Source organism: Nocardia bhagyanarayanae, assembly GCF_006716565.1.
Classification (GTDB): domain Bacteria; phylum Actinomycetota; class Actinomycetes; order Mycobacteriales; family Mycobacteriaceae; genus Nocardia; species Nocardia bhagyanarayanae.
In genome coordinates this window covers 5,549,889-5,561,994 of sequence record NZ_VFPG01000001.1, presented here as the reverse complement: position 1 = coordinate 5,561,994, position 12,106 = coordinate 5,549,889, and the positions used below count along the sequence as shown (strand labels likewise).

At 69.3% G+C, this 12,106-nt stretch carries 10 protein-coding genes; all 10 read right to left on the bottom strand.

Going from position 1 to position 12,106, the window contains the following annotated elements; translation table 11 throughout:
• Positions 1-43: 43 nt before the first annotated feature.
• The gene (locus FB390_RS24325) at positions 44-550 is read right to left on the bottom strand and encodes a hypothetical protein (protein ID WP_141811037.1); all 507 of its coding nucleotides are present in this window, start codon (positions 548-550) and stop codon (positions 44-46) included.
• 224 nt (positions 551-774) lie between these two features.
• Entirely contained in the window at positions 775-3,195 is a 2,421-nt protein-coding gene (locus FB390_RS24320) for an ATP-binding cassette domain-containing protein (RefSeq protein ID WP_141811036.1), read from the bottom strand.
• A 114-nt stretch (positions 3,196-3,309) separates the two neighbouring features.
• Complete coding sequence (locus tag FB390_RS24315; protein WP_141811035.1) at positions 3,310-3,720, bottom strand: VOC family protein; 411 nt, start codon at positions 3,718-3,720, stop codon at positions 3,310-3,312.
• 5 nt (positions 3,721-3,725) lie between these two features.
• A complete protein-coding gene (locus FB390_RS24310; protein WP_141811034.1) occupies positions 3,726-4,175 on the bottom strand; it encodes a helix-turn-helix transcriptional regulator in 450 nt (149 codons plus the stop codon).
• 44 nt (positions 4,176-4,219) lie between these two features.
• Positions 4,220-5,014: an SDR family NAD(P)-dependent oxidoreductase gene (locus tag FB390_RS24305; RefSeq protein ID WP_141811033.1), complete on the bottom strand. Its 795-nt coding sequence runs from the start codon at positions 5,012-5,014 to the stop codon at positions 4,220-4,222.
• On the bottom strand, positions 5,011-5,964 hold the full coding sequence (locus tag FB390_RS24300; RefSeq protein ID WP_141811032.1) for a diacylglycerol/lipid kinase family protein: 954 nt from the start codon (positions 5,962-5,964) through the stop codon (positions 5,011-5,013). Before FB390_RS24300 ends, FB390_RS24305 begins: the two co-directional genes overlap by 4 nt.
• Positions 5,949-6,686: an HAD family hydrolase gene (locus FB390_RS24295; protein ID WP_141811031.1), complete on the bottom strand. Its 738-nt coding sequence runs from the start codon at positions 6,684-6,686 to the stop codon at positions 5,949-5,951. Before FB390_RS24295 ends, FB390_RS24300 begins: the two co-directional genes overlap by 16 nt.
• Positions 6,683-8,083 (bottom strand): nucleotidyltransferase domain-containing protein, encoded by a 1,401-nt coding sequence (locus FB390_RS24290; protein WP_141811030.1) that lies wholly within the window; start codon positions 8,081-8,083, stop codon positions 6,683-6,685. The genes FB390_RS24295 and FB390_RS24290 overlap by 4 nt, the downstream gene beginning before the upstream one ends.
• A complete protein-coding gene (locus FB390_RS24285; RefSeq protein ID WP_141811029.1) occupies positions 8,080-9,372 on the bottom strand; it encodes an aminotransferase class I/II-fold pyridoxal phosphate-dependent enzyme in 1,293 nt (430 codons plus the stop codon). Before FB390_RS24285 ends, FB390_RS24290 begins: the two co-directional genes overlap by 4 nt.
• A complete protein-coding gene (locus FB390_RS24280; RefSeq protein WP_141811028.1) occupies positions 9,369-12,104 on the bottom strand; it encodes a PEP/pyruvate-binding domain-containing protein in 2,736 nt (911 codons plus the stop codon). Before FB390_RS24280 ends, FB390_RS24285 begins: the two co-directional genes overlap by 4 nt.
• Positions 12,105-12,106 lie beyond the last annotated feature (2 nt).

The window sequence follows — 12,106 nt, the reverse complement described above, 5'->3', positions numbered from 1 at the left end:
CTGCTCGAGGGGGAAATCATCGCCTCTGTCGAGATATCAGCAACTATTCAGTTATGCGCGGTGCGGACCGGCGGCGCTGCCGCCCGGCGACGATCGCATATCCGATCACCGCGGCGAGCAGCGCGGCGAGCCCCGCGCCCAACGCGGGCATGGCGATGTCCTGGGCCCGGTTCAGGTATTCGGGGGTGTCGCTGTTGTACCCGTCCACCCCGAGCAGCCGACCGGCCGGTGACTGCCAATCGTCGGCGTCCCCGCCGTCCGACATGAACCAGCAGAAGATGCTCAGACCGAACATGTACACCCACAGCAGCCCGGCCACGATCCATTGGTGCGCCTTGGGCGCCGCCGCGAAAGCGCTTGTCGGGGACAGCATTCCGGAGGCCATCCAGATCAACGCGCCGAAGCTCAGCAGCCAGATCGGCGCGCCGAGGTAGAACACGAACGCGAAGATCCATCCGGGAGTCGCCAGGAACCGCGCCGCCACGTCCAGCGCCGGGATCACCAGAATCGCGGCCCCGGTCACCGCCACGCACGCCCTCGTCGCGCTCATGCCTGCGCCTCGCCGGCGCTCGGCTGCGGCATGCGCGAGGCACGCTGGCACATGATTCGCTCACTGCGTTCGCTCATCCCCGCCCCTTCCACACGCGTCGCTTTCGTCCGAGTGTTCCTCGATCGGGCGATCGACGCATGAGTACTACTACCCACGCGCGCGGGGGCTTGCACTCCCAACCGGTGGCGCCGCGGCGAAACCGCCGGAGCGCCACCGGAAGTGGTTCAGCCGCCCACGTACAAGGCGAGATGCTCGCCGGTGAGGGTGGAGCGACCGGCGACCAGCTCGGCGGGCGTGCCCTCGAAGACGATCTTGCCGCCGTCGTGGCCCGCGCCGGGACCGAGGTCGATGATCCAGTCCGCGTGCGCCATCACCGCTTGGTGGTGCTCGATGACGATGACCGACTTGCCGGAATCGACGAGCCGGTCCAGCAGACCGAGCAACTGTTCCACGTCAGCGAGGTGCAGGCCGGTGGTCGGCTCGTCGAGGACGTAGACGCCGCCTTTGTCGGCCATGTGCGTGGCCAGCTTGAGCCGCTGCCGCTCGCCGCCGGACAGCGTGGTCAGCGGCTGGCCGAGGCCGAGATAGCCGAGCCCGACGTCCACGAGCCGGTCCAGGATGGCGTGCGCGGCCGGTATCCGCGCCTCGCCCGAGCCGAAGAACTCCTCGGCCTCGGTCACCGACATCGCGAGCACCTCGCTGATGTCGCGGCCGCCGAGCTTGTACTCCAGCACCGCGGGCTGGAACCGCTTGCCCTCGCAGTCCTCGCAGGGTGACTCGACACCGGCCATCATCCCCAGATCGGTGTAGATGACACCGGCGCCGTTGCAGGTCGGGCACGCGCCTTCGGAGTTGGCGCTGAACAGCGCGGGCTTCACGCCGTTGGCCTTGGCGAACGCCTTGCGGATCGGCTCGAGCAGTCCGGTGTAGGTCGCCGGATTGCTGCGCCGCGAGCCGCGGATCGGCGCCTGATCGACCGCGACCACGCCCTCCGAGGCGGGGATCGAACCGTGGATCAGCGAGCTCTTGCCGGAACCGGCGACGCCCGTCACGACGACGAGCACGCCGAGCGGGATGTCGACGTCGACGTCGCGCAGGTTGTTGGCCGACGCGCCGCGGATGGCCAGCTTGCCGGTCGGCTTGCGCACCGTCGGCTTGAGCGAGGCCCGATCGTCGAGATGGCGGCCGGTGACGGTGCCGCTGGCCCGCAGTCCCTCGAGGGTGCCTTCGTAGCAGATGGTGCCGCCCGCCGAACCGGCGCCGGGCCCGAGGTCCACGACGTGGTCGGCGATCGCGATCGCTTCCGGCTTGTGCTCGACGACGAGCACCGTGTTGCCCTTGTCGCGCAGCCGCAGCAGCAGCTCGTTCATCCGCTGGATGTCGTGCGGATGCAGGCCGATGGTCGGCTCGTCGAAGACGTAGGTGACGTCGGTGAGCGACGAGCCCAGATGGCGGATCATCTTGACCCGCTGCGCCTCACCGCCCGACAAGGTGCCCGCGGGCCGGTCGAGCGAGAGGTAGCCCAGGCCGATCTCCACGAACGAGTCCAGCGTGTGCCCGAGTGCTTCGAGCAACGGCCCGACCGAGGGTTCGTCCAGGCCGCGGACCCATTCGGCGAGGTCGCGAATCTCCATCGCGCAGGCGTCGGCGATGTTGATGCCCTTGATCCGCGAGGAGCGCGCGCCCTCGGCGAGCCGGGTGCCGTCGCATTCGGGGCAGGTGGCGAAGGTGACCGCCCGCTCGACGAACGCGCGAATGTGCGGCTGCATCGACTCGGGGTCCTTGGAGAGGAACGACTTCTGCACCTTGGGAATCAGGCCCTCGTAGGTGAGGTTGACGCCGTCGACCTTCACCTTGACCGGCTCGTGGTAGAGGAAGTCGCGCATCTCCTTCTTGGTGTACTTGCGGATCGGCTTGTTCGGGTCGACGAAGCCCGACTCGGCGTAGACCCGCACCGTCCAGAAACTGTCCGACTTCCAGCCGGGAATGGTGAACGCGCCGTCGGCGAGCGACTTGGAGTCGTCGTAGAGCTGGGTGAGGTCGATATCCGAGACCGTCCCGCGACCCTCGCAGCGGGGACACATGCCGCCGGTGCGGGAGAAGGTCGCCTTGACGGCCTTGGTCTTGCCCTCGCCGCGTTCGACCGTGATAGCACCGGCCGCCTTGACCGAGGCGGTGTTGAAGGAGAACGCGCTGGGCGGGCCGATGTGCGGATCGCCGAGCCTGCTGAACAGGATGCGCAGCATCGCGTTGGCGTCGGTGGCGGTGCCGACCGTGGAGCGCGGATCGCCGCCCATTCGCTGCTGGTCGACGGTGATCGCGGTGGTCAGGCCGTCGAGCACGTCGACCTCGGGCCGCGCCAACGTGGGCATGAAGCCCTGCACGAAGGCGCTGTAGGTCTCGTTGATCAGCCGCTGCGACTCGGCGGCGATCGTGCCGAACACCAGCGAGCTCTTACCGGAGCCGGAAACGCCGGTGAACACCGTGAGCCTGCGCTTGGGGAGCTCGATGCTGACGTCCTGGAGGTTGTTCACCCGCGCTCCGTGCACACGGATCAGATCGTGGCTGTCGGCAGCGTGCCGCGCGGGCGATGTGGCGCCCGTCTTGGTGGCCTTTCCAGTGCTCTTCCTCGTGGACGTCGCCATCGCTTCTCCTTTGGTTCGCGAGCCTTTCGGGGTCTCCGCCGAAGTGGCCTGGCTCGATCCAACCAGCTTCGAGTAGTGCGTCGGGTTTCTTGTCAGAGCCGCTCGGCGGGCGGGTCAGCTCACCTGCTGGATGCGGACCATGTTGCCCGCGGGATCGCGGAAGGCGCAGTCGCGGACGCCGTAGGGCTGGTCGGTCGGCTCCTGGACGACCTCGGCGTCACCGGCCTGAAGCCGATCGAAGACGCCGTCGACGTCCTTGGACGCCAGCACGACGCTCGCGTAGGTGCCCTTGGCCATCATCTCCTCGACGGTGCGGCGTTCCTCGTCGGTGATGCCGGGGGTGGCTTGCGGCGGGTACAGGACGATGGACGTGTCGGGCTGGTCGACGGGCCCGACGGTGATCCAGCGCATCCCGTTGTATCCGACGTCGTTGCGGACCTCGAAGCCGAGGGTGTCGCGGTAGAAGGCCAGGGCCGCGTCCGGGTCGTTCTGCGGAAGGAAGCTCGAGTGAATGCTGATATCCATGCTGATCAGGCTAAACGCGGCGCGGCGGCCGACGCTTCTTTATTCCTGATCGGTCTGGTCACCTGTTTCGCCACGCACGACGGGATCCCCTCGGTCGTCTGCGCCGCCTCGCGCCGGTAGACGCTGGGCGGCACGCCGACCAACTCGGTGAAACGGGTGCTGAAGGTGCCCAGCGACGAGCAGCCGACCGCGAAGCAGACCTCGGTGACGCTGAGATCGCCGCGCCGCAGCAGCGCCATCGCGCGCTCGATGCGCCGCGTCATCAGGTAGGAGTACGGCGACTCGCCGTACGCGAGCTTGAACTGGCGGCTGAGGTGCCCCGCCGACATGTGCGCGTCGCGGGCGAGCTTCTCGACGTCCAGCGGCTGGGCGTACTCCCGGTCGATACGATCGCGGACGCGGCGCAACCGCGCGAGGTCGCGCAGGTGCGGCTCCGAGGCGGAATTGCTGCTCACCTCCGCGATCGTCCCACGTCGTGTCGGATCGTGGGTGACACGGTCTAGTTCCGCGCGCCCGGGAGTCCGTAGTAGTCGAGGACCAGTCGTTCGTACAACCGGCCAGGAACCAGGCGGCGGGTCCAGAAGGACAGCCGAACATCGTTGCCGCACAAGTATGTCTGGCGCGGCCGCGATGTTTCCAGGATGTCCTGCACCTTCCGGGCGACCGCGACGGCGGGTTGGCCGTCGGCCAGGTATCCGCTGACCCGTTCGAGCACCGCCTGCCGATCGGCGTCGTACTCCGGCAGCGGCGCGGACACGCGCACGGCCGATTCGATGATCGGAGTCACCGTCCACCCCGGCGCCAGCACGGACACCGCGATGCCGAATCCGGCCGCCTCCATCCGCATCGCCTCACCGATCCGCTCCACCGCCGCCTTCGTGGCGGAGTACCAGCCGCCGTAGGGCTCGGCGATCGCGCCCGCACCGGAGCTGACCACGATCACCCGCCCGCCGCCCTGCGCGCGCATGATCGGCATGACCGCGCGCACCACGCGGTGGGTGCCGAGGACATTGGTGTCGAACAGGGCGGCGGCCTCGTCCGGTTCGGTCTCCTCCACCGAGCCGACCACGCCGTAGGCGGCGAAGGCGACGACGGCGTCGATCCGGCCGTGCCGCGCGACCACCTCCTTCACCCAGGCGCGCACCGCCTCGGTATCCCGGACATCCACGGTCGCGTGGGCCGGCCCGGCGACGAGGTCGGACCCCTCCACGATGTAGCCCGCACGCGCCAAGTGCTCCGCCGTCGCCGCGCCCATGCCGTTGGCCGCGCCGGTGATCAGGACGACTTTCTTCATGCCGCACACACCTTCAGCGCCCGCGGCAGCACTTCCAGGCGCGCGGATTCGACCACGGTGATCTCGCCGTCCAGCTCCAGCGGGACGGGCCGTTCGGGACGCAGCTCCACGGCGGTGTCGCGATGACAGATCGCCAGCGGCGAGCCGGTGAACGCGCCGCGGTACAGCCCGGCGATCAGACCGAGGACGCGCAGTCGTCCGGCTGCGGCCCAGATGTTCACGTCGAACCGGCCGTCGGTCCGGGTGACGGGGGTGTCGTAGTACATGCCGCCCGCGAAGTGCACGCTCTTGAGCACTCCGATATTGGTGATCGGCGCGGTGTACGTCCAGTCGGTGCCGCGGACCTCGAGGCGCATCGGGCGGTGGGTGGCGATATTGCGCAACGCGGTGGCGACGATGGCGGCTTCCACGTTGCGCGACTTCAGCCAGGCCAGCGCGCCGGTCGCGTTGTTGAACGAATCGTTGCCCGCCGCGACCAGTCCCATGCTCGCGTTGAGCAGGAAGTAGCGGACCGCGCGGGTGCCGTCGGGCAGGAGCATCGTGGCCTTGCCGACGTCGACCGCCTCCGCGCGCGCCGCGTCGACCCGGACCGGGACGCCGTCGATCGTGGCCGAGGCCGGCACCGGCTTGTGGAAGTCGTTGGAGCTGCCGAGTCCGATGGCGCCGAGCGCGAGTTCCTCCGCGCCGCGGCGCGGCCGATCGGTCGCCGGGTCCATGATCGCGTTGAGCACCAGGTTCACCATGCCGTCGCCGCCCGCGGCGACGATCGCCTCCGGCCTTGTGCCGTCGCCTGTTTCGATGTGCGTGCGCACCAGCTTCACCGCCTGGTCGGCGTCGGCGGGCAGTTCGACGGTCATGCCGGGATGGCGTTCGCGCAGCGCGCCTTCCACCGGCTGCCAGCGTCGCAGGGCGGTCCCCGCGTTGGATTGCGGATTCAAGATGACGAGCATGACTTCTCCTCGTTGCCCAGCCACACGCGCAGCCGGGTCCAATCTCCCGTGGTGACCAGACCGGTTCGTGAACACTCCTGCGGCACAGTTGTTTCCGCGACACCGAGCAGGAAGACGGGGATGCCGATCCGGGCGGCGGGCGCGTCGTTGGCGGCGTCGTTGCCGATCATCACGCAGTCCCGCGCCGCGAGCCCGAGCCGGTCCAGCAGTTCGCGATAGAACTCCACGCGCGGCTTCGACCGGCGCATGGTCTCCCCGCTGGTGATGAACTCGAACACGCCGGGATCGTGGCCGCCCCAGCGCAATCGGGTGGTCGCGGTGCTCAGCGGCCAGAGCGGATTGGTGGCGACGATCTGCGGAACGCCTGCCTCGCGCAGCTCGCGCACCGCCGACACCGCCTCGGGCAGCGCCGGGAAACAGCGGCGCAGCCGGACGAAATCGTGCTCGGCCAGCCGCCGTAGCCGCTCGTCCACCCGCTCGCGTCCGATATGCAGCCCATCCGCGAGCAGGTCGACCATGAATTCGGTATTGGTGCGGTCGGTTTCGTTGCGGCGCACCTCGGGAAGGACGCCGGAGAGCACCCGGAGAAACCGGTGCGGCGGCGTCAGGTCCCGAAACGCCAGTGCCGCTGTCAGCGGCATCAGCGTCTTGAAGCTGCGCTTGCGCAGGCCGACCAAGGTGCCGTCCAGGTCCCACAGCACGGTGCGGTGCGCCGCGGTCATTCCTGACTGTCCAGCACGGCTTGCAGGTCGGCGCGGGTCAGCCCGAGCTCCGCCGCGTACTCGTCGATCCCGGGCCGGGCGGCGGCCGCACGCACGCCCGCGCGCTGCGCGAGCTCGGCGCCGTAGGCCGCGCCGAGGTCGACGACGGTCTTGGCCAGCGCCGCGGGAAACAGCCAGCGGCCGAGATCGCGCTGGAACACCCGGGTCAGCCGGTAGGGGGCGGACACGCGCGCGCCGAGCGCGGAGAGCGCCTTCGGCTCGCGCAGCGAACTCATCCGCTCCGCCTCGGCGGCCGGCACCAGCAGCAGATCCGACCACAGCCGCCCGAAGCTGGCGCGCTTCTCGTGCGCCTGCGCCGTCATGTTGAACTCGGTGTAGGCCTTCTCGATGCGCGAGGTGTGGGTGGAGCGGCTGCGCAGCAGCGCGTGGATGTCGGCGGTCTTGCGGGCCGTGTCGTAGCGGGTGAAGCGGTTGATCCTCGGCCGCACCCGGTCGACGAGGGCGGCGAACGCCGGGTTCGGCACCAGCCGGTGGCTCAGTGAAAGCGCGTGATACATAAGGCTTTCGGTGCCCGCCTTCGCGATCTCGCCCGCGAGCAGGTCGTAGTCGAGATCGGTGGCGTAACGGGCGAGGTTCCACAGATCACCGAGTTCGCGCACGCCGGTCTTGTAGTACGGCAGGTGCACGCCGAGGTGGTGCAGGTTGTCCTCGTGCGCCATGGCCCAGGCGGGCACACCGTAGAAGTCGATGCGCCGCACCCGGTTCCAGATGGCGGCGTAGTCGATGGTGTACGGGGCCAGCGGCGTGATGAGTCCCCAGTGCGTGCCGACCACCAGCGCGCCGTCGCGCGAGACGAACGAGGGTAGATGGTGCGAGCGCTCGGACCGCACCTTCGGCGCCTTGCCCAGCAGCTCGGAGGTGGCGAAAAGCCCGAGCTCCCGGTAGATCTCGATGGCGGTGTCGACCTGATCCAGCTCGATCAGGATGTCCAGGTCGTTCATCCGCTTGTAGCGCGGGTCGCCGTAGATCTCGGTCGAGAAGAGCATTCCCTTGAGCACCACGCAGCGCACGCCGCGTTCGTCGAAGCGGCGCAACAACTCCAGCGCTCCGGCGAGCCTGCGCTCGTTGACCGCGGCGATGTGATCGGTGACGGCGGCGAAGTCGGCGCGGACCGCGTCCGGCACGAGCCCGTAGAGTTCCTCGGCTTCGAGCCTGCGCTGTACCAGCGGCACCGTCGCGTTGACCTTCGCCAGCGCGAAGAACTCGGCCCAGTCGGCGACGTCGTGGGCGAGCTTGGCCATTTCGGCGCGCTCGTCGGCGCTCGGGGCGGCCAGTGCCGCGTGCACCAGCAGCCGTTCGACGGCGGTGCCGCCCGCGGCGATCTGGGTTCCGGTCATGCCGCACCCTCCTGTTCTGGATGGAAACCGAAGCTTCTGGCGACGGTCGAGATCTGTTCGAGCGCGAAGTCGAGCTGATCGCGGGTCAGGGTGGCCATCATCGAAACCCGCAAACGCTGCTGTTCCCTCGGCACCGCGGGGAATTCGACGCCGTTGACGAAGACGCCCGCTCGGTGCAGCGCGGCGACCACCTCGGAGACGGCAAGGCGCTGCGGCACCAGAATCGGGATGATCGCCGTCTGCGGGTCCACCGCGAAACCCATCCGGCGCAGTTCGCGCGCGAAATACGCGGTGTTGTCGTGCAATTGGGCGACCCGCTCGGGATGGGCGTCGATGAAATCGATCGAGGCGAGCACCGCCGCGACCACCGCGGGTGACAGCGAGGCCGAGAACATGTAGGAGCGTGCGAAGAACCGCAGCGTGTCGACCAGGTCCCTGGACCCGGCGACGAAGCCGCCGGTGGTGGCGAACACCTTCGAGAACGTGCCCATGTACAGCTCCACCGATCCATCGCCGAGACCGAAGTGCTCGGCGGTGCCGTGGCCATTCGCGCCGAGCACGCCGGTGCCGTGCGCGTCGTCGATGGCCAGCCAGGCGCCGAACGAATCGCACAGCGCGCGGATCTCCGGCAGCGGAGCGATGTCGCCGTCCATGGAATAGACGCCCTCGACCGCGACCACGATGTTCGCGCCCGGGTTCCGCCAGCGCACCTGCATCAGGCGGTGCCGCAGGTGGCGCAGATCGTTGTGCTGGAAGGCCATCGATCGGACGCGACCGAGCTGGATGCCGTCGTAGAGGCTGGCGTGGCTCTGCTCGTCGTAGAGCAGGGTGTCGCCGTTGCGCAGCAGGCCGGTCACCCAGCCGACGTTCGCCGCGTAGCCGGAGGAGAACACCATCGCCGACTCGCAGCCCTTCGTCTCCGCGAGGCGCTCCTCCAGCCGCCGGTGCAGCGAGGTGGTGCCGTTGAGCAGCGGCGGTCCGCCGCACCCCACGCCGAATTCCCTGGTCGCGGCGACCGCGGCTTCGATGATCTCCGGCTCGCTGCCGAGCCCGAGATAGTTGTTGGAGCCGAGCATGATCAGCTCGCGGGTCTCGCCGCCGTCCGGGTCGCGCACCTGCACGACCGGCCCGGCTGGGCCGGTGATCTCGCGCAACACGAAACCGCTGCCCCTGGCGTTCGTGACGTACGGCCGGAATTCCTCGAAGCGCTGTTCGAAGGTGTGCGCGGCGGGGTCGAGATAGTGTTCGAGACTGAAGTTCTCGCCGTGACCGGCGGTCGCTGGTGTCATTGTTCGTCCTCGTGCACGATGGTTGCGGTGCCCGCGCGTCCGTCGAGCACCAGGCGGTCTCCGGTCGCGACCAGGCGGGTGACGCCGGGAACGCCGACGACGGTCGGGATGCCGAGTTCGCGGCCGATGATGGCGGTGTGCGAGAGCACGCTGCCCTTCTCGCTCACCAGGCCGCCCGCGGCGACCATGAGGAAGACCCAGCCGGGATCGGTGGTTGCGGCGACCAGGATCTGTCCGTCGATCTCCACCTCGGGATCCGGGGTGCCGAGCACCAGCGCGGGCGCCTCGACACGCCCTGGCGCGCAACCGATGCCGCGCAGCACGGTCTGCGCCGTTGCGTCGACTGCCGAAATCGAGGCGTCGAAGGCGGGGTCGTCGATGCTCGCCGCGGCGATGCCGGTGGTGACGATCCGGGTGGGGAGTTCGGTGGCGCGCCACCGCTCGTGATCGCGTTTACGGGTGGCGACGGTGCGGGCCGCGTCGGTGTCGACGGCGGTGCCGCGGGTCAGCGCCGCGATCTCCTCATAGGTGAGCCAGAAGATGTCGCGCGGATCGTCGAGCAGTCCCGCGCCGTGCATCTGCTTGCCGAACTCCCGGAACACCCGTTTGACCAAGCCGAAGGAACGGCTGCGGCCCAATCGCATATTCTCGCGCTGCTTCACGTGCTCGCGGGCACGGCCCAGCGCGAGGCGGAAGGCGAGGCGCCGGGCGAAACTGTCGCGGAACAGCGCGGCCGCGGTCCGCTCGGCTTCGCGGCGGATCGCCTTCTCACGCGCCGCCATCTCGTCGATGTTCTGTCCGCCGCGCAGGTAGTTCCGCAGCATCGGCACCAGACGTTCCGGGTGCTCGCCGAGCGGATCGGTCTCGAGCTTGAGCTCGTCGACCGTGCGATCGCCGAACAGCGCGATATGGCGAAGGCAGGCCGCGCGGAAAGCCGTGAATTCCGGCTGCGCCAGGCTCTTCCACACCGTCCCCGCGTCCAACGGGCCGGTGAACAGTGCGCGCAGTGCCGGATCGTCGCGGATCGTCGCGGTCAACGCGAGCGCCGAACGCACCGGGTCCACGCTGTCGACGCCCTCTTCGCCGCAGAACAATTCGTTGCGCAGCGTGATCGCCTCGGTCGTATCGAGCCCCTGCCGTTCCAGCAGCAGGCCGACGACGTGGAACAGCTGCTGGGCGAGGAAGTCGTTGAAGATCTGCACCGAGTACGCGGGCACCAGCTCGTGCAGGCAGCGCTCCATCCACCGCAGCAGCGCCTCCGGATCGCGTTCGCGCTCGGGCGTTTCGGGGTCGAGGCGGCGGTCCAGGTCGGCGGTGAAGGCGGCCAGCTCGGTGAAGAAGGCCCGCAACCTGCGCGGCAGCCGCAGCCAGCCCGCGCCGATGATCGCGAAGACTCGCACCCGCAGCGCGTACATCCGCAGCCGGGCGAGACCGCGTTTCGGCGTGGCGGGGCGTTGGTAGCGGTTCTCGATGTTGAGGGCGGCCTCCCAGCCCTCGATCGCGAACTCCATGCCGGGAATCTGCAGGAACAGCCGGTACCAGTTGCTGATGTTGTAGTAGATCCGCCCGTGCGCGGTGCCGACCAGATACGGGTACAGGCTCGCCGCGTTGCGATCCACGATCGCGCCGGTCGCGCCGAAATCCCGGTGGCAGGCGCGGAAGACCTGTTCGTAGGCGGCGCGCAGGATCGAGAACGTCAGCGGGCTGGACAGTCCCGGGTAGGACTCGGCGACATTGACGTTGTCGAAGATGGTCTCGCGCGCTCCCGTCGCGGTGACCGGGCGGGCTTGCAACAGGAACAGGGTGCCGTCCGCGTCGTAGGCCCACTCGACGTCCTGGGGCGCGCCGAAGGTGTCGGCGAGCGCGGCCGCGGTACGGGTGAGCTGGAGAATCCGATCGTCGGTGAGTGCCGGTTCGACACTGCCGCCCGCGATCTCCGCCACGACGGTGCCGGAACCGGCTTCGGCGACGACCCGGCTCCGCTTGTCGACGACGCTGCGGGAGACGATCGCGCCCGAGGCGTTGTCGATGAAGTAGGTGTCGCACTCCACCGTGCCGGCCACCACGCCTTCGCCGAGACCCAACGCCGCCGACACCACCGATTCGGCAGGGTCACCGGTCTGCGGATTGCAGCTGAAGACGACGCCGGAGACCGCGCTGTCGACGAGCACCTGGACCAGGACCGCGCACTCGACGCCGCTGTTGTCGAGGCCGCGATGGGCCCGATAGAAGAGCGAACGCTCCGAATAGGCCGAAGCGAGCACCTCCAGCAGGGCGCGGGCCACCCCGTCCGGTGCGACATTGAGGATGGTATCGAGCTGCCCCGCGAAAGAATCCGTAGCGGAGTCCTCGCCGCTGACCGAGGAACGGACCGCGAGCCGCGCGCCGGACCACTCCGCGACGGCGGCGTCGAGTTCGGCCGCCACTCGGTCGGGCAGCGCGAGGCCGAGGATCAGGCCGCGGATCGCCGCCGACACCGACCGCAGCGACGCGGGGTCGGTGTGGTCCAGATTCTCCAGCAGTTCGGCGATGCCGTCGGTGACGGGCGCGAGGATCTCCGCGCACGCCTCGGTGGTCACCACCGCGAACGGCGGCACCCGGTGGCCGGCCGCCAGCAGGCGGCCGAGGTTCGCGGCCTTGGCCCCGAAACGCGCGGTGTGCTCCGGCGCCGCGTCCGGCCGTGCGGCCAGCGTCGCGGCGGGCACCACCGCGCCGGTGTTCGTCGGTCTCATAG